Source organism: Neisseria sp. MVDL19-042950 (genome assembly GCF_030504625.1).
GTDB lineage: Bacteria > Pseudomonadota > Gammaproteobacteria > Burkholderiales > Neisseriaceae > Neisseria.
Genome location: NZ_JAUKWH010000020.1, coordinates 1 through 16,662, shown reverse-complemented (window position 1 = coordinate 16,662; position 16,662 = coordinate 1). Strand labels below are relative to the sequence as shown.

The following is a 16,662-nucleotide window of genomic DNA, read 5'->3' as shown; positions in this document are numbered from 1 at the left end:
ACATCCCGTCAACTCTCCAGTGGAAAATTTTTAAATAAAAATTACTATATGCATGTTTTTATTTAAAATTTAATTACACTTCGTTTACTGTATTTACTGCTTTTCAGCTCCTGCTATCATTTTCATTATTCTTTCAATTAAATTTACCGCTCTCTGTTCAAATATATTTACCAACAATTCGCATATATTGTTTGATATGATGCGGTTTAATTTTTACAGTAATCTTAATATTATGTCTGTTTATACCAGTATTTCTAATGATGAAATGCACCGGTTTCTAATGGAATACTACTTAGGCAATTTTGTTTCTCTACAAGGCATTGCACAAGGAATTACCAATAGTAACTATTTTTTAACTACAACCTCGGGGCGTTTTGTTTTAACTGTTTTTGAAGTATTGAAACAAGAAGAGCTGCCTTTCTTTTTACTGCTGAAACAACACTTAAGCGACAATGGTGTAGCCTGCCCCTCCCCGATTTCCCGCAAAGACGGCCGCTTTGACTCAACGCTGGCAGGAAAGCCTGCATGTATCGTAACCTGCTTGAAAGGTTCTGACACCTGCTGGCCGACTGAAAACCAATGTTTCCATACAGGGGCGATGCTGGCCAAAATGCATTTGGCCGGACAAAGTTTCCCTCTGCAAATGGACAATCCCCGTTACAGTAAATGGTGGCATGAGGCTTACATTAAGCTATTGCCGTTACTTGATAAAGATGATGCTACTCTACTGGAAAATGAAATTGCTTATCTGGATAATAATCCTGATGATCATTTGCCGTCCGGTATCATACATGCTGATTTATTTAAAGATAATGTGTTATTGGATGGAGACCAAGTAGCCGGCTTTATCGATTTTTATTATGCTTGCAACGGCAACTTTATGTATGACTTAGCTATTGCTGTCAACGATTGGGCTAGAACTGCTGATAACGAGTTGGATCCAATTTTGGAAAAATCATTTATCGCAGGCTATGAAAGTGTGCGCCCTTTGAGTAATGATGAAAAAGACTACTATCCAATTGCTCAACGTGCGGGTTGCATACGTTTTTGGGTATCTCGTCTATTGGATTTTCACTTTCCTCAAAAAGGTGAAATAACCTTTATTAAAGACCCGAATGCATTCCGCAATTTACTTTTAAGTTTACGCTGAAGAAGCAGGCTGGTAAAAGTAGCACAAAGGCCGTCTGAAAATGTTTCAGACGGCCTTTGTGCTGACTTGAGCCATACTTGACCTTTAACGATTGCAAGTTATCAAAATTTGAAAAGGTTCGGTTAACATTAATAAAATAACGGTTTTCATACCAGAGAACTTCTACGGATAGTAGGGATTTTCTCAGTAAAACCACTTCTGTGAAAGTCTGCATAAAAGCAATGAAGTCAAAACGATTAGATATGGTACACACCTGCCCTTTGCATTGGGATTGACTATCGAAATATTCAGGCGGCCTTCATTGATTTTGAAGGCCGTCTGAATATTTAGCGGCGTGCCAAAATAGCATTATTGAGGTAGGTTCTAACACCATTCGCAATGGCTTGCGCACTTTTTTGGCGGAATGATGAGCTGGCAAGCAACCGTTCCTCAGTAGGATTCGACAAGAAGGCGGTTTCAACCAAAATTGAGGGAATATCAGGTGCTTTCAAAACAGCAAAATTAGCCTGATCAACACGGCCTTTATGCAATTTATTCAGCTTACCTAGCTCATTCAATACATGACCTCCCAACACCATGCTGTCTTTAATAGTAGCGGTTTGGGTCATATCAAGGATGGCATTATCCACCGTACGGTTACCTATTTTCTGCACCCCGCCGATTGAATCGGCACTATTCTGAGTTTGAGCCAAAAATTTGGCTGCCGCACTGGTGGCACCGCGTGTACTCAACGCATACACGCCTGTACCGCGTGCAGTAGGACTGGTAAAAGAGTCTGCATGAATAGAAATGAACAAATCGGCCTTGAGCGAACGAGCCTTGGCAACGCGCACACCCAGAGGGATGAATACGTCTTCATTACGGGTCATATAGGTTTTATAGCCCATCGCATCAAGGCGTTTTTTGGCCTCACGGGCAATAGACAATACTACGTCTTTTTCGCGTATCCCCCGGGGGCTGATGGCACCAGGGTCTTCCCCGCCATGACCGGGATCCAGCACAATAATCGGGCGGCGGTCTTGACGGCGCGGCGATGAAGGAAGCGGAGTGTCGTCGATAATAGTCGGTTTGCGCTCACGCACGGGAGGGGTAGAGCTGCTGCCGGTACCATCGCTGCGGATTTTGCCTTTGGAGTAGTCGTTCAGCAATGCCATCAGAGGATCATCCGATTCGGCAGCCAACGCCGTGGCAACCGAAGGGTAAAGATCCATAACCAAACGGTGACGGAAATTAGCCACGGGAGCGAGAGTGAAAACTTGCGGATTGGCAGATTGCTTTAAATCAATAACCACACGCACGGTGGTAGGGGTATTCTGACCGACACGAATGGTGCGGATATAAGGATCATTGCGCTGCACTTTCCCGGCCATACTTTGCAACACGCTGTTAAGCGAAGCACCTTCAATATCCACAACCAACCGCGAGGGATTTTCAAGTGCAAAATGTTTGTATTTCAGAGCCTGGGAAGATTCCAGCGTGATACGGGTATAGGCATTGGCGGGCCAGATACGTACGGCAACGAATTGGGGGGAAGCAGCAACTTTAGCGAGCACGCCGATGGGCGTAAAAGTGAATAACAAACCTGCTGCTGCACGGCGGACAATTTGGCGGCGTGTTAATTTAACCATGTTTCTAAACTTTTTCTGCCCCTGTCTGTATGGGCGGTAAGAGTACACATACGGCCTGATTCGGCATTTTCGAGTTTAACGGTAAGGTCGGCCGGCGGCACAAAAGTTCCGCCTTGTTGGGGCCATTCAATCAAACATAGGCAGTTGCCGGCAAAAAGATCATCCAAACCGGCATCTTCCCATTCTTCTGGCGTGGTAAAACGATAGAGGTCAAAATGATGCAGCAAGGTAAATTTGGGCAGTGGATAAGATTCGACGATAGTATAAGTCGGGCTCTTTACAGCACCTTTATAGCCCATGCCTTGTAATAATCCGCGTGTAAATGTGGTTTTGCCTGCACCTAAATCGCCTTGCAGATAAACAACCAAAGGTGCCATGATAGTGCCTGCCCAGCTACTGCCTAATTGCAGGGTAGCCTCTTCGTCGGGCAAGAAACGGGTTAGCTGGGTGTTTTGGGTCATATACAACCCCTTAGAATGATAATCAAATCTGAATTATGCGGCAATTAGTTTGCTTTGCAAACCTTATCTGCTGATAAATCGTATGAAATTTGATACATGCTACAACTTAGCTTCTCCGGAGCACCATCTTTTCAAAACTTAGATCTGAACCTTTGCCCTCAGTGAGAATTAAGTCGACGATACAATGAATACAGGCATCTCTAGGCTGTCTGAAACGGTGTACAATATCAGCTTTCTTCGAATATATGCCGTCTGAAATCTTTTCAGACGGCCTCAATTTCAAAATTACTTATGAACGACACCAAACAACGCCCCATCGGGGTTTTTGATTCTGGCGTAGGCGGTTTGACCAATGTACGCGCCCTAATGGAACGCCTGCCGATGGAAAACATTGTTTATTTCGGCGACACCGCCCGCGTACCGTATGGCGTAAAATCCCGCGCAACCATTGAGACTTTCACCTCTCAAATTGTTGATTTTATGCTACAAAATGATGTCAAGGCACTTGTGATTGCCTGCAATACCATTGCAGCGGTGGCCGGCCAGAAAGTGCGGACCATGGCGGGCAATATGCCGGTACTCGATGTGATTACCGCCGGTGCCGAAGCCGCATTACAAACCACACGAAACGGCCATATCGGCATTATTGCCACCAGCACCACGGTTAACAGCAATGCTTACGCCCGCGCCATCCACAGCCGCAATCCCAATGCTCGGGTACAGTCGCAAGCCTGCCCTTTGTTGGTACCCTTGGTGGAAGAAGGTTGGCTTGACCACGAGGTAACCCGCCTGACTGCACGCGAATATCTCAAACCGCTGCTGGCCGACGATATTGATACGTTGGTATTAGGATGCACACATTACCCGTTGCTAAAACCTTTACTCCGCGAAGAAGCTCCGGGCGTGGCATTGGTGGATTCCGCACTCACAACCGCAGAGGCCACGGCGAACGCTTTGGCCGAGGCCGATTTGCTGAATACCGACAATGCTTCTGCCGACTACCGCTTTTATGTGAGCGACATTCCCCTGCGATTCCGCACGATCGGCGAGCGTTTTCTGGGCCGCAGTATGGAACAGATTGAAATGCTGTCTCTGGGCTGACAGTATTCTTTCTTTCGGTTTGTTATCAAACAAATAAATCGGATCTGCCGGATATAGAACCCTGAAGTTGCCTGTGGTGCTTGAGAAGCAGGACGGCAAGCAATTTCAGAATTTCACATAAATATTCTATAAAACTTTTAAAGTTTTCTTTTCAAACCGTTTATCGATGACTTTCAGACGGCCAAAAGAAAGCTGCCCGTTATTGATTAACGGGCAGCCGTTCGGTCTTGGCTCATTTGTTTTTCGCTTCGGCTTTGGCTTCTTTTTTCAAAGAGGCATACAAATCCGGCTGGCGGCTTTTCAGCAGCGAAGCAATCGCGAGGTCGTCGCGGTTTACCTTTGCCAAGTCAATTTTCTCGATATGTACCAAACGGAGCAATTCGCGTACCGGCTTGGGCATGTTGCGGCCTGACTCGTAGCGTGAACCGCCTGATTGGGTAACACCGATACGGCTCCAAAAATCCATTTGGTTTAAACCGAGTTTTTTGCGGATATCGCGGATGTTTTCGATTTTCTCGAACGACTTCATGAAATTCCCTTCTCTGTTTTAAAGCTCAATCTGGCAAACCACTTATCCGAACATAATATTACCTAGTGATAATACCCATAGTGAGAATATTATGAACAAATAAGCATAATCGCTTAGACAGCAGAATCAGGATAAGTTTTATTTTATTTTCTATCAAGCGGTCAATTATTCCGATAAACGTAACATCCTATTTATATAGTCATTAAAAAACAACAAGTTATTTTTTAAAGCAAAGATTCTAGTTGAAAAATTTTTACATAAAAAAACGTAATAAAATCAGGGTTTACCTGTTTGAGGGCTGATTGTGAGGATTTCATAGCCTGTTTCGGTAACCAAAACTTCATGCTCCCATTGGGCAGATAAGGAGCGATCTTTGGTAACTACCGTCCAACCGTCGGCCAAAATACGCAGATGGCGCTTGCCTTGGTTGATCATAGGCTCCACAGTAAAAATCATACCCGGCTTCAATATCAACCCTTGTCCTTTTTTGCCATAATGCAACACTTGCGGCTCTTCATGGAAATCATGACCGATACCATGCCCGCAAAATTCCTGCACCACCGAATAACCCGCATTCTCGGCAACCTGTTGGCAGGCATAACCTACATCGCCCAAAGTTGCGCCGGGCTTCACCGCCTCGATGCCGGCCATCATGGAGGCATGGGTAACATCTATCAAGCGTTGTGCCTGCGGGCTGATTTGTCCTACTGCAAACATTCGGCTCGAATCGCCGTGAAAACCGTCTTTCTTAATGGTAACGTCGATATTGATGATGTCGCCGTTTTTCAGCGGCTTGTCGTCCGGAATACCGTGACAGATAACATGGTTGACGGAGGTGCAACACGATTTGGGATAGGGAGGGTTGCCATAATGCAACGGAGCCGGATAGCCGCCTTGTACGTCGATATGGTAATCGTGAATTAATTTGTCCAACTCATTGGTGGTAACACCGGGTTTAACGAATTGACCGATATAATCCAATGCTTCGGCTGCCAAGCGGCCCAGCTCGCGCATTTTTTCGATTTCTTCGGGGGTTTTGATGATAACTGCCATAAATATCCTTTGATTGGTGTTGGTGCGTTCAGACGGCCTTTCGTGTTTTTTCCGAAAGGCCGTCTGAAACGGTATAAATAAAATGATCAGTCAGGATAGCGGCGTAAGCCGTTAAAACAAGTTGTCTATCACTTCTTTCGGTTTAGATTTGGATTTTGGCTGCGCATTGTGCGAACGCTGCTCTTCTGAAGGCTTTGGAAGTACGGGAGTTTCTGCATTTGTTGCTGTAACATCGGCTGCCGAAGCCGCAGCTGTGGCGGGGTTGGTTTCACCGGTTTCATCTTTATTTTGAGAAGCAGTTTGGACTTCCGAAGCGGCTGCTTCCTCCGATGCGGATGCTTGGGTAACCGCAACCTGTTGCGGTGCCGCCGCCACAGTAGCGGACGCACCGCGCGGCGACCATACTTCCACCGTATTGTCTGCTTGCGGTGCCGGAGTGGAAACCGATACCGCCGCGGGTTTTTTCATGGTTTGGAGAATACCTACAATCAAGCTGCCCACTGCAACTGCCGTCAATACAAACACCGCCATCAGCAGATGCTTGGGCTTGAGGTTGAAACCTTTTTTGGCAGACATATTGCTATCATCCATATGGTTTTGTCCAAATTCCTAAGGCCGTCTGAAAACGGTACAAACTGTGTTTTCAGACGGCCTATTTACGATTAGTTATTGTAGTTTTGATAAAGGGTAACGACCTTTCTAACACCTGATGTGGTGCTAACCCGCTCGGTAACGGCAGCTTGCTCCGTCGGGGAAAGAATACCCATCACATAGGTTACGCCGTCGTAAGTAACAATTTTCACGCGGCTGGGAAGCACACCCTGAATGCCCAAAAGAGTGGTCCGTACTTTGGAAGTGCTCCAAGTATCATCGGTAACATTACCGAACGTACGTTGTTGGGCACCTACATTGATGTAATTATAAACTTCTTGTGCCGACTGCTCGGAACGGGCCACTTGTTCGACAAACGCTTTTTCACCCTCGGTCACCACATGGCCTAAAAGCAGGATATGGCGGTTATAGCTGACCACGGCCAGTTTCGGCTCGAAGCCCGTAGCTTTACTATTTTGGCGGAGATAACTCAAAGCCATATGTTTGATACGGACTTCCATCACATTATCATCGGCCTGTGCGCCTGCACTACGGCGGTCGATAGCCGCCGCTCCGCCTACGGCCGCACCACCCAGAATTGCGCCTACGCAACCGCTTAATGTCGTAGCAAGAATACCGGCGGCAATCAAGGTTTTAGCGTATTGTTTGATGCTCATAAAACGTCCTTTCGATGTATGTTGCAGACGGCCGTTAGCATGGCAAAGGCCGTCTGAAAAGCGTGTATAAATACCGCAAACGCATTATGTCATAAGCGTTTTCAGGCCGGCAGACCGCTTGATTATTGGCTGATACCGGCAACCCAAAGGTTACATGCCTTCGAGCAACATGGAATCAATACAATCGCACAATGCGTGAATCAATAAAATATGGACTTCCTGAATACGGGCGGTACGTTGGTGCGGCACATTCAATAAAATATCGCTGTCTTTCAGCAGAGCAGCGATTTTGCCGCCGTCGCGACCGGTCAGTGCAATCACGTGCATATCGCGTTCATGGGCCGCATGAATGGCCTCGATAACGTTGGCCGAGTTACCCGAAGTGGAAATGCCGATCAATATGTCGCCTGCACGTCCCAACGCCCGCACCTGCTTGCTGAATACATGGTCGAAACCGTAGTCGTTACCGATGGCAGTGAGTGCGGAAGTGTCGGTGGTTAAGGCCACCGCAGCCAATTCCATACGCTCTTTCTCAAAACGACCGGTCATCTCTGCGGCAAAGTGTTGGGCATCGGCAGCCGAACCGCCGTTGCCGCAAGCCAAAATTTTGCCGTCGTTCATCAAGCATTGCAGCATCAGTTCGGCAGCTTGTGCGGTGGGTTCTTTTAAAATATCGGCAGCCTGTTGTTTGGCTTCAATGCTTTGAGTGAAATGCGCAGCTACGCGTTCTTGTAAAGTTGTCATGTGAAGTTACCCTGTGATGTTCTGCACCCAATATGGGGCTTCTTTTCCCTGAATCAGTACAGCATCTAAACGGCAAGGAACGTGATTCAGACTGTTTTGTTGAAGATAATGTTCCGCACTTCTTTGCAGCTTTAAAAGTTTGGACGGTGTGATACTGTATACTGCGCCGCCAAAGCTGCCGTGCCGACGGTATTTTACTTCAACAAACAGAATCATGCTGCCATTTTTGACTATCAAATCAATTTCGCCGTATGGACAATGCCAATTACGTGCCAGCAGTTTGCAGCCTTGTTTTTGCAGGAATACCAGTGCGGCATCTTCTCCTGCCGCACCGCTGCCGTGGTTTAAGCGCATATTGTCCAACCCCGTTATAATGCCGTTTTAAATTTATCCATCCGCCGTTTTCAGACGGCCCGAATGATTCTTATGATGCAGAAACATTATCAAAAAGCCTGCGACAGTATCGCGGCGCAAACATTATACGTTGTGGCCACACCCATCGGCAATTTGGCAGACATTACCCTGCGTGCATTAGCCGTATTGCACCGTGCCGACATCATTTGCGCGGAAGACACCCGCGTAACCGCCCAATTACTGAGCGCATACGGCATACAGGCCAAGTTGGTGAGCGTACGCGAGCACAACGAACAGCAAATGGCGGGCAAAATCATTGATGCACTTTCAGACGGCCTGATTGTCGCCCAAGTATCCGATGCCGGCACGCCCGCCGTATGTGATCCCGGTGCGAAACTCGCCGCCCGTGTGCGGGAAGCCGGATTCCGCGTGGTTCCCGTAGTCGGAGCCAGCGCGGTAATGGGAGCCTTGAGCGTGGCAGGCGTTACCGAACCCAACTTCTACTTCAATGGCTTCCTGCCGGCAAAAGCAGGCGAACGGCAGAAATTGCTGGCTTCATGGGCAGATGCCGATTTCCCTGTGGTAATGTTTGAAACGCCTCACCGCATTGAAGCCACACTTTCCAATATGGCTTCACTCTTTCCTGAGCGCCGGTTGATGCTGGCACGGGAAATTTCCAAGACTTTCGAAACTTTTCTAACCGGCAGCGTCGTTGACATTCAGACGGCCTTAAAAAACGACAGCAACCAAAGCCGCGGTGAAATGGTTTTGGTGCTGCATCCGGCCATTCACGAAAAACACAGCGAACTGCCCGATTCGGCGCAAAAGGTAATGAAAGTGCTGGCGGCGGAACTGCCGACCAAACAAGCAGCGGATTTGGCGGCGAAGATTACCGGAGAAAGTAAAAAGGCTTTATATGACTTGGCGTTAACTTGGAAATAAGCAAAAGCATATTTCATGGTTTCAAACCGGCAGGCCGTCTGAAAACATTAAACTGCATCTTAACAGTTAAGCACCCTACCCTCAGTTTAATAAGGGCGCGATTTGAAATTGAAAAGACCGGGCTCCGTAACTTACAGGGCCCGGTCTTTCATAACCGTTCGAATAATTCAATTGTATTCAAAATTTAAAAAGCCGGTTCAAAGATTCAAACAGCCTGTATTGGCATAGGCAATCGAATCCGCTCACCCTATTTTTAATGCAAAGTAAAATCCGCTTTTAAATCAAATCGGGGAATAGGCACGCAAAAACGGTCACCATAACTGTCTTCAAACTCATAACTGCCTTCCATACAGCCCCACGGAGTGGCCAGATGCGCCCCGCTGCTGTAATGATAATGTTCGCCCGGATACAGCACCGGCTGCTCACCGACCACGCCGACACCCGATACCTTTTCCACTTCACCATGCGCATCGGTAATTTCCCAATGACGGTTCCGCAAAGTAACAACATCATCACTATGGTTATGAATGGTAATATCATAGCTGAACACGTAACGGTCTTTAGCAACATTACTTTGCTCTGCCAAAAAACACGGTTCTACAATAATTTCGATTTCTTCCATCACTCTTTCCCTATCGGTTCAGACGGCCTATATCAATAACCCGATTATCTTCAATACCGCCAATGTAAACAAGGCCGCAATCACATCATCCAACATAATGCCCAAACCGCCGTGCACACGCGAATCAAACCATTTAATCGGCCACGGCTTCAAGGCATCAAACAACCTGAACAGCACAAATGCCGCCAGCCACCAACTCCACTTGAAAGGCACGAAAGCCAGCACCTGCAACATGGCCACAATCTCGTCCCATACGATGCCGCCGTAATCCTGAATACCCAGCTCATGCTCGGTATAGCTGCAAATTCTCACTCCCCATATGAACAATATTACACACAAAGCAGCCAGCCACCAGCCGGAAATACCGACCAAATACAATACAAAAGCCATCGGCAAAGCAGGCAGCGTACCAAATGTACCCGGCGCTATCGGAGCCAGTCCACTGCCAAAACCGAAACCGAGCATGCACAAGGGCCGCTGTTTCAGCCATAAAAAAGTCGGTTTAAAGTCAGCCAAAATGATCGAAACCTAAAGAAGTTAAATGTAATTCCGCACCATCCGCCAAAGTCATTTTCAGACGGCCTGAACGATTGATTTTACCGATACGGCAAACAGGCGTATTACTTATTTTGCCGGCTTCCACTACCGCTTCGCGCCGGCTTTCCGACGCAGTAAATACCAGTTCATAATCATCGCCGCCCGCCAGCAGACAATCGTATAGTTGTTTTTCAGGCAGTATTCCACGCAATTGCGGCAAAGTAGGCAGTTGCTCTACAAAAATTTCCGCCCCCATAGCCGAAGCCTTCAAAATATGCCCTAAATCCTGAGCCAGGCCATCTGAAATATCCTGCGCAGCATGGGCAAACGGCAACAATAACCGCCCCAAAGCCACCCGAGGATTCGGACGCAAGCGTGCTTGTTCACAAATTTCCAGCACATCGGACGGCAATTTTAAAAGCTGCCAATGATGGTTTAACGCTGCTGCCGCCAACCCCACTTGCCCGGAAACCCATATATCGTCCCCGTCTCGCGCGGCATCACGCCGCAAAGCCTTTCCCTGAGGCAATTCACCGATAATCGTTACATTAAAAGCCAAATCACCTTTGGTTGTATCCCCGCCAATCAGTGTAATACCAAATTGCCGTGCCAGAGAAAACAAACTGGAGCAGAAATCCTCCAACCAATTTTCCTGCAAATCAGGCAAGCCGGCACTTAATAATACCCAGCGAGGTTTAGCCCCCATTGCTGCCATGTCGGAAATATTAACGGCCAATACCTTATATGCCAAGTCAGCCGGTTGAACATCTTCAAAAAAATGCCTGTTTTTCAGCAACATATCACTACTGAAACATAAATCAAATCCTGTTCTGGGGCGGATAATGGCCGCATCATCGCCAATACCCAGCAACACTTCCGAATCGGATTGCTGCTTTTGCAAATAACGGCGGATAAAATCAAATTCAGTCATCAGAGGCCATCTGAAAAAAGAGAGGCACACATTATATAGCGAAATCATCCGACAACCACATCAATATAGACGTATAAAATGTCCGAATGGCTGAGATAAAAGAATATTGCCTCATACTGCTTAACCAACCCGTATTTTCACGATGACAACCCGGATTATTTAACGTGTTATTTAAATTTTTAGCTTACTTCCTTAAGCCATGCCGAAAAATGATACTGCATATATTTTATATTTGGCTTTCCCCTAACCTTCTAAAAGTAGTCTTAAAATATCAAAAAAATAATAAAAAACCCCGCTATCAAGCGAGGTTTCAAAATCCAAATAATCTGTTGATTAAGGACGGGTGTAACCGTGAATGTTAGAAGCTGGGCCTGGAATCCAACCTTCGTCAACAGCAGGACGTTCACCTTCAACATGACCGGGAGCAACTTGTTTAGTTACCAAAGTACGGATCTTAATATCTACACGGCGATCAGGTTCGATACATGCGATCAGAGCAGCACGTTTCTTAGCTTTAGAAACTTTTTTACCCAAGTTAGCCACTTCGGCTTCACAAGTAGCGGTCATACGAGCTTGAGATTCACCCAAACCAGCAGCAGAAATCTTGTTAGAAGCAACACCTTGACCAACCAAGTAGTTAGCTACAGTATTTGCACGACGCTCAGACAGAGCTTGGTTGTATTCATCTGAACCCATGAAGTCAGTATGACCTTCAACGCGTACACCGTCTACGTTAGTGTTGCTTAAACGTTGGGCTAAAGCATTCAGAGTTTCAGTACCTTCAGGGCGTAGATTGTCTTTATCGAAACCAAACAAAGTCTTAGCAGACAGAGAAACGGTTTCTTCAGCAAATTGAGGAGCAGTCTCCACTGCTACAGCATCACCACACTCAATACGGCCCTGAGTGGCTTTGTCGAAATAAGTATTTTTCCAGCACTCACCATAGTTGTTGCGAACAACTTCCTGTGACTTGCTGCTAACGGTATAACCGTGTTTAGTATGCGGTTCGCTGGCCATTGCAGTGCCTGAAGCTACTAAGGCAACAAACAAGGCGCTTAATTTCAGCTGTTTGGTCATTTTATTCCCTCATCAAAGATTGTTATGCAACGGGCACCAGAAGCGCAACCGCCACAAATCACCAAATATACAGGCCACTGTCGTAAAACGGCGGCAAGTAGGATATTTCAGGTTTGCACTATAAAGAAGCCAAGAGCAAACTGTCAATAGCACACCACCCACGTACAACGGAAAAACGGCCCGCTTCCTAACTACGAATCATGCCGAAAAATCAATCCTGTGTCATTTATTTACAAGCAAAACCCACTTCCTGCCAAATGGTAGTTGTACAAAAGCAACAACAACTTTTTACAGCATTCAATGCTTTGTTAATACTTTACAAAGATAGTTCCTGAAAAAACAAATGTTTTCTCAAGACAAATTTGCAGATAGGGCTTTTTTTTCTAATCTATGCTACATTTAGAACGACTTGTCGCACAGAATCCACATCAATATTCCGTTCTGATCATATGAAATTACAACAACTACGCTACGCGCTTGAAGTATACCGTCAAAATCTAAACGTATCGGAGGCCGCCGAAGTTTTGTTCACTTCCCAACCGGGCATTTCAAAACAAATCCGGCTATTGGAAGAAGAATTAGGTATACAGATATTTATCCGTAGCGGCAAACGCGTGGTTTCTGTTTCACAACCCGGCAAAGCAGTATTGGAACTTGCCGAACGGATTCTGCGTGATGTACAGAACATCAAAAATATAGGTAGCGAATTTACCGGCCAAGATAGCGGTTCGCTTACTATTGCTACCACTCACACTCAAGCCCGCTATGCCTTGCCGCAAATTGTGGCGGAATTTGTGAAGCGCTACCCGAAAGTACAACTCAGTATCAAAGAAGGCAGCACACACACTATTGCACAGATGATCAGCAACGGAGACGCGGATTTTGCGATTGCTACCGCCCCCCTTGATGACTATTCGGAGTTACGCAAACTGCCTTGTTCCGAATGGACCCACGCCATTCTCGTCCCTCATACCCATCCGCTACTGGATTGCCGGCATCCTTTGAGTATTAATGACTTAGCCGCCTATCCTTTAGTAACTTATGAATTTGCCTTGAACAGCAACAGTAATATTTTTCGCGCTTTTCAGAAAGCTCATTTGAAATTCCCTAAAATAGCACTTTCTTCTGCGGATACTGATGTCTTGAAAACCTATGTAAGATTGGGATTGGGCGTGGGACTGATGGCTAAACTGGCATACGACCCGCAAACTGATCACGATTTACAATTGATTGATGCTGCCCACTTATTTGGAACTTCTTCTACTTACATCGCCTTACGCTCCGATACATACCTCCGCGGCTATATTTATGATTTCATCAGCCTGTTTGCACCTCAGTTGACCCGCGAACGGATCGATCAGATGCTTTACGCACCTATTGAAGAAGATTTCTCTATCTAATCCGGTATTTCAAAAATTGAGGCCGTCTGAAATTTCTTTCAGACGGCCTCAATATCTTTCAACAACATTCAAACTGCATGTTCACAACCGGAAACCATTTTCTTCAATGCTTGCGGTTCAAGAATCTTGATATGTTTATGCTCTACCGAAATCAAGCCTTCGTGGTGGAATTTAGACAACGTGCGGCTGACTGTTTCCAGTTTCAGGCCTAAGTAACTTCCTATTTCTTCACGCGACATGCGTAATATAAAATCATTGGCAGCAAATCCGCGCGAATACAGACGGTTGGACAAGTTCAGCAAAAATGCCGCCAGCCTCTCTTCTGCACGCATATTGCCCAATAGCAGCATTACTCCTTGATCACGCACGATTTCACGGCTCATTAAACGGAAAAAGTGGGTTTGCAAACTGGGAATGTGCTGTCCCAATTGTTCCATATGTGAAAACGGCAGTTCGCACACTTCGCTGTCTTCCAAAGCGACCGCATCACAACTGTGTGTATGTGCACAAATACCGTCCATGCCGATCAGTTCGCCCGACATGAAAAATCCGGTTACTTGATCACGTCCGTCTTGACTGGCTACAGTGGTTTTGAAAAAACCAGTTCGTATGGCAAACAGCGATGCGAACGGCTCCCCCGCCCTGAACAAATACTCACCTTTTTTCAAGCGGCGGCTTTGGCGGATAACAGCATCTAATTGCGCAAACTCTGTCGGCATCAACCCCACCGGCAGGCACAATTCACGTAATGAACAATTTGAACACAACGTTTTCATCTGATGTTGTGGTGTGTGTGCAGACATAAGATTAAGCACCTTCATTAGCAACTTTTATACTTAGCCCCTACGTATTGAGTATTGACCAACGTCAAGGCAGGATTATCATAATATGGCTATTCTATCAAACTTACGGCAAATTTGCCTATTTCATTACGAAACAAACAAAAATACCATGAAAATCAATACCATACAAAATGACACACAACCCGAATTCGACCGAAAACTGATTGCTTCCCTCCCCTCCAGCGGCCCCCGTTATACTTCATATCCGACTGCCGATCGTTTTCATAACGGCTTTACCGAAGCCAACTATATTCATGCTTTGGAATTGCGCGGTATGGGAGCGCTCAATAAGCCACTGTCCCTCTATATTCACATTCCCTTCTGCAATACTATTTGCTACTACTGCGGTTGCAACAAAATCATCACTAAAGACAAATCGCGTGCTGACGCTTACATAGAATATCTCGAAAAAGAAATGGCACTGCTCGCTCCTCATTTGAACGGCATCCACCAACTTGCCCAAATACATTTCGGCGGCGGCACACCCACATTTTTAAACGATGATCAACTTGAGCGCGTATTTGCCTTGATACGCCAACATTTTCAATTGATTCCAAACGGCGAATATTCGATTGAAATTGATCCGCGCAAAGTCAGCCGGGAAAGCGTGCTGCATTTGGGCAAGCTGGGTTTCAACCGCATGAGCGTCGGCATCCAAGACTTCGACCCTAAAGTGCAGGAAGCGGTAAACCGTGTTCAAACCGTTGAAGAAACCCGCGAAGTGATTGATGCGGCAAGGGAAGCGGGATTCAAATCCGTAAGTGTCGATTTGATTTACGGCCTACCCCATCAATCTTTGGAAAGTATCAAACTGACCATCGAAACCGTACTCTCGCTCGACCCCGACCGCCTTGCGCTGTATCACTACGCCCATCTGCCGCATATTTTCAAACCTCAACGCCGCATTGATACGGTAACCGTTCCGGATAGCGAGGAAAAGCTCGATATTCTGCAATATGCGGTACAAACCCTCACGGAACGCGGCTACGTATTCATCGGGATGGATCATTTCGCCAAGCCGGATGATGAGCTTGCACTGGCTCTGAAAGAAGGATGGTTGCAACGGAATTTCCAAGGCTATTCAACCTATGCCGACTGCGATTTGATTTCCATCGGCGTTTCCAGTATCGGTAAAATCGGCACAACTTACGTTCAAAACGAACGCGATATTGATGCCTATTACGCCGCCATCGATGCCGGGCATTTGCCGGTAATGCGCGGCTACCAATTGAATCGGGACGATTTACTGCGCCGTAATATCATTCAAGACTTGATGTGCCGTTTCTCATTGGATTTTCAAGTGTATGAAAGTGTGTTCGGCATTCCGTTCACCCGTTACTTCGAAACCGAATTGGCCGATTTGCAAAAACTGGGCGAGCTCGGTCTACTGCACCTAACTTCGAAAAGATTACGGGTAACTCCGAAAGGCCGCTTCCTTATCCGTAACATTGCGATGGTATTCGACTACCATCTGCGGCATAAAGAAACTACGGCGCAATACTCGCAAACCGTATAATGAAACAGTCCTCATCAAGCAGGCCGTCTGAAAACAAAGCACTACTATTTTCAGACGGCCTCAGTATGTTATGCGCAGACAAAACAACTCCTGCTCGTTGAAAACATTTACCTTTTCAAGCACAATGCAATGGTTGTAACGGCCAGCTACGCAGTACTGCCCTCACGTAAAAACCTCTTAATTTACCAACCTATAACCGCACATGGAACAACTCGAATTCTTCGTCATTCCCAGCCCCTGTATCGGCGTTTGCGAAGCCAACAGCAAAGGTTTCTGCAAGGGTTGTTTACGCAGCCGAGAAGAGCGGCTTTATTGGTTGAATATGACCGACACGCAAAAACACCATGTCATGCACCTGATAAAAATGAGGCGGCACAAACTTGAAAAACTTGCTTGGGAGAAAAAACAACCGGTTATAGAGCTGCCGAACCAAATGGGATTCGAATTTGAAACGGAACATAGTGAAGAATCCTGATAGTCATTCGATACGAACTATCTTGTATACGC

The 16,662-nt window shown here is 46.3% G+C and carries 19 protein-coding genes; 6 read left to right on the top strand and 13 right to left on the bottom strand.

Annotated elements, in window-relative coordinates; genetic code table 11:
* Window positions 1-232 precede the first annotated feature (232 nt).
* The gene (gene thrB, locus Q0X97_RS11625; RefSeq protein ID WP_302067585.1) at window positions 233-1,150 is read left to right on the top strand and encodes a homoserine kinase; all 918 of its coding nucleotides are present in this window, start codon (window positions 233-235) and stop codon (window positions 1,148-1,150) included.
* Window positions 1,151-1,476: 326 nt separating this feature from the next.
* Here thrB and Q0X97_RS11620 read toward each other — a convergent pair whose 3' ends face one another.
* The gene (locus tag Q0X97_RS11620) at window positions 1,477-2,778 is read right to left on the bottom strand and encodes an N-acetylmuramoyl-L-alanine amidase (protein ID WP_302067584.1); all 1,302 of its coding nucleotides are present in this window, start codon (window positions 2,776-2,778) and stop codon (window positions 1,477-1,479) included.
* Entirely contained in the window at window positions 2,766-3,239 is a 474-nt protein-coding gene (gene tsaE, locus Q0X97_RS11615) for a tRNA (adenosine(37)-N6)-threonylcarbamoyltransferase complex ATPase subunit type 1 TsaE (protein ID WP_302067583.1), read from the bottom strand. Before tsaE ends, Q0X97_RS11620 begins: the two co-directional genes overlap by 13 nt.
* Before the next feature lie 291 nt (window positions 3,240-3,530).
* On the opposite strand from tsaE, the gene murI reads away from it, so the two are divergent.
* Window positions 3,531-4,340, top strand: coding sequence for a glutamate racemase (gene murI, locus Q0X97_RS11610; RefSeq protein ID WP_302067582.1), 810 nt, complete (start codon window positions 3,531-3,533; stop codon window positions 4,338-4,340).
* A 232-nt stretch (window positions 4,341-4,572) separates the two neighbouring features.
* Here murI and Q0X97_RS11605 read toward each other — a convergent pair whose 3' ends face one another.
* The 6 genes from Q0X97_RS11605 to Q0X97_RS11580 form a co-directional block, all read right to left on the bottom strand.
* Window positions 4,573-4,869 (bottom strand): DNA-binding transcriptional regulator, encoded by a 297-nt coding sequence (locus Q0X97_RS11605; protein ID WP_054599660.1) that lies wholly within the window; start codon window positions 4,867-4,869, stop codon window positions 4,573-4,575.
* 276 nt (window positions 4,870-5,145) lie between these two features.
* Window positions 5,146-5,997 carry a type I methionyl aminopeptidase gene (gene map, locus Q0X97_RS11600; RefSeq protein WP_302067586.1) on the bottom strand — a complete coding sequence of 284 codons (852 nt, stop codon included), beginning with the start codon at window positions 5,995-5,997 and terminating at the stop codon, window positions 5,146-5,148.
* Between the two features lie 36 nt (window positions 5,998-6,033).
* The gene (locus tag Q0X97_RS11595; protein WP_302067581.1) at window positions 6,034-6,498 is read right to left on the bottom strand and encodes a hypothetical protein; all 465 of its coding nucleotides are present in this window, start codon (window positions 6,496-6,498) and stop codon (window positions 6,034-6,036) included.
* A gap of 86 nt (window positions 6,499-6,584) precedes the next feature.
* Window positions 6,585-7,190, bottom strand: a complete 606-nt coding sequence (locus Q0X97_RS11590) for a BON domain-containing protein (RefSeq protein ID WP_302067580.1) — start codon at window positions 7,188-7,190, stop codon at window positions 6,585-6,587.
* A gap of 150 nt (window positions 7,191-7,340) precedes the next feature.
* Window positions 7,341-7,934 (bottom strand): phosphoheptose isomerase, encoded by a 594-nt coding sequence (locus Q0X97_RS11585; protein WP_302067579.1) that lies wholly within the window; start codon window positions 7,932-7,934, stop codon window positions 7,341-7,343.
* Window positions 7,935-7,940: 6 nt separating this feature from the next.
* Window positions 7,941-8,288, bottom strand: a complete 348-nt coding sequence (locus tag Q0X97_RS11580) for a YraN family protein (RefSeq protein WP_302067578.1) — start codon at window positions 8,286-8,288, stop codon at window positions 7,941-7,943.
* A gap of 72 nt (window positions 8,289-8,360) precedes the next feature.
* Here Q0X97_RS11580 and rsmI point away from each other — a divergent pair, with 72 nt between their 5' ends.
* Complete coding sequence (gene rsmI / locus Q0X97_RS11575; protein ID WP_302067577.1) at window positions 8,361-9,230, top strand: 16S rRNA (cytidine(1402)-2'-O)-methyltransferase; 870 nt, start codon at window positions 8,361-8,363, stop codon at window positions 9,228-9,230.
* Between the two features lie 253 nt (window positions 9,231-9,483).
* Here the strand turns inward: rsmI and apaG are convergent, their stop codons facing one another.
* The 4 genes from apaG to Q0X97_RS11555 all read right to left on the bottom strand — a co-directional run bounded on the left by apaG (window position 9,484) and on the right by Q0X97_RS11555 (window position 12,397).
* A complete protein-coding gene (gene apaG, locus Q0X97_RS11570) occupies window positions 9,484-9,852 on the bottom strand; it encodes a Co2+/Mg2+ efflux protein ApaG (RefSeq protein ID WP_085390993.1) in 369 nt (122 codons plus the stop codon).
* A 27-nt stretch (window positions 9,853-9,879) separates the two neighbouring features.
* On the bottom strand, window positions 9,880-10,368 hold the full coding sequence (locus Q0X97_RS11565; protein ID WP_302067576.1) for a phosphatidylglycerophosphatase A: 489 nt from the start codon (window positions 10,366-10,368) through the stop codon (window positions 9,880-9,882).
* Complete coding sequence (thiL, locus tag Q0X97_RS11560; RefSeq protein WP_302067575.1) at window positions 10,361-11,320, bottom strand: thiamine-phosphate kinase; 960 nt, start codon at window positions 11,318-11,320, stop codon at window positions 10,361-10,363. Before thiL ends, Q0X97_RS11565 begins: the two co-directional genes overlap by 8 nt.
* A 333-nt stretch (window positions 11,321-11,653) precedes the next feature.
* Window positions 11,654-12,397 (bottom strand): OmpA family protein, encoded by a 744-nt coding sequence (locus Q0X97_RS11555; RefSeq protein WP_302067574.1) that lies wholly within the window; start codon window positions 12,395-12,397, stop codon window positions 11,654-11,656.
* Window positions 12,398-12,846: 449 nt separating this feature from the next.
* On the opposite strand from Q0X97_RS11555, the gene Q0X97_RS11550 reads away from it, so the two are divergent.
* Window positions 12,847-13,797 carry a CysB family HTH-type transcriptional regulator gene (locus Q0X97_RS11550; protein WP_302067573.1) on the top strand — a complete coding sequence of 317 codons (951 nt, stop codon included), beginning with the start codon at window positions 12,847-12,849 and terminating at the stop codon, window positions 13,795-13,797.
* Between the two features lie 68 nt (window positions 13,798-13,865).
* On the opposite strand, the gene fnr is transcribed toward Q0X97_RS11550, so the two are convergent.
* Entirely contained in the window at window positions 13,866-14,600 is a 735-nt protein-coding gene (fnr, locus tag Q0X97_RS11545) for a fumarate/nitrate reduction transcriptional regulator Fnr (protein ID WP_302067572.1), read from the bottom strand.
* A 148-nt stretch (window positions 14,601-14,748) separates the two neighbouring features.
* Between fnr and hemN the strand changes: the two genes are divergently transcribed.
* Window positions 14,749-16,155 carry an oxygen-independent coproporphyrinogen III oxidase gene (gene hemN / locus Q0X97_RS11540; protein ID WP_302067571.1) on the top strand — a complete coding sequence of 469 codons (1,407 nt, stop codon included), beginning with the start codon at window positions 14,749-14,751 and terminating at the stop codon, window positions 16,153-16,155.
* A 202-nt stretch (window positions 16,156-16,357) separates the two neighbouring features.
* Complete coding sequence (locus Q0X97_RS11535; RefSeq protein ID WP_302067570.1) at window positions 16,358-16,630, top strand: DUF1289 domain-containing protein; 273 nt, start codon at window positions 16,358-16,360, stop codon at window positions 16,628-16,630.
* The last annotated feature ends 32 nt before the right edge of the window (window positions 16,631-16,662 follow it).

What these genes read in the sequence shown, in the direction of transcription:
- thrB (WP_302067585.1), top strand. Translation starts at nt 233, where the DNA reads ATGTCTGTTTATACCAGTATTTCTAATGATGAAATGCACCGGTTTCTA.
- Q0X97_RS11620 (WP_302067584.1), bottom strand. Translation starts at nt 2,778, where the DNA reads ATGGTTAAATTAACACGCCGCCAAATTGTCCGCCGTGCAGCAGCAGGT.
- tsaE (WP_302067583.1), bottom strand. Translation starts at nt 3,239, where the DNA reads ATGACCCAAAACACCCAGCTAACCCGTTTCTTGCCCGACGAAGAGGCT.
- murI (WP_302067582.1), top strand. Translation starts at nt 3,531, where the DNA reads ATGAACGACACCAAACAACGCCCCATCGGGGTTTTTGATTCTGGCGTA.
- Q0X97_RS11605 (WP_054599660.1), bottom strand. Translation starts at nt 4,869, where the DNA reads ATGAAGTCGTTCGAGAAAATCGAAAACATCCGCGATATCCGCAAAAAA.
- Q0X97_RS11595 (WP_302067581.1), bottom strand. Translation starts at nt 6,498, where the DNA reads ATGTCTGCCAAAAAAGGTTTCAACCTCAAGCCCAAGCATCTGCTGATG.
- Q0X97_RS11590 (WP_302067580.1), bottom strand. Translation starts at nt 7,190, where the DNA reads ATGAGCATCAAACAATACGCTAAAACCTTGATTGCCGCCGGTATTCTT.
- Q0X97_RS11585 (WP_302067579.1), bottom strand. Translation starts at nt 7,934, where the DNA reads ATGACAACTTTACAAGAACGCGTAGCTGCGCATTTCACTCAAAGCATT.
- Q0X97_RS11580 (WP_302067578.1), bottom strand. Translation starts at nt 8,288, where the DNA reads ATGCGCTTAAACCACGGCAGCGGTGCGGCAGGAGAAGATGCCGCACTG.
- rsmI (WP_302067577.1), top strand. Translation starts at nt 8,361, where the DNA reads ATGATGCAGAAACATTATCAAAAAGCCTGCGACAGTATCGCGGCGCAA.
- apaG (WP_085390993.1), bottom strand. Translation starts at nt 9,852, where the DNA reads ATGGAAGAAATCGAAATTATTGTAGAACCGTGTTTTTTGGCAGAGCAA.
- thiL (WP_302067575.1), bottom strand. Translation starts at nt 11,320, where the DNA reads ATGACTGAATTTGATTTTATCCGCCGTTATTTGCAAAAGCAGCAATCC.
- Q0X97_RS11555 (WP_302067574.1), bottom strand. Translation starts at nt 12,397, where the DNA reads ATGACCAAACAGCTGAAATTAAGCGCCTTGTTTGTTGCCTTAGTAGCT.
- Q0X97_RS11550 (WP_302067573.1), top strand. Translation starts at nt 12,847, where the DNA reads ATGAAATTACAACAACTACGCTACGCGCTTGAAGTATACCGTCAAAAT.
- fnr (WP_302067572.1), bottom strand. Translation starts at nt 14,600, where the DNA reads ATGTCTGCACACACACCACAACATCAGATGAAAACGTTGTGTTCAAAT.
- hemN (WP_302067571.1), top strand. Translation starts at nt 14,749, where the DNA reads ATGAAAATCAATACCATACAAAATGACACACAACCCGAATTCGACCGA.
- Q0X97_RS11535 (WP_302067570.1), top strand. Translation starts at nt 16,358, where the DNA reads ATGGAACAACTCGAATTCTTCGTCATTCCCAGCCCCTGTATCGGCGTT.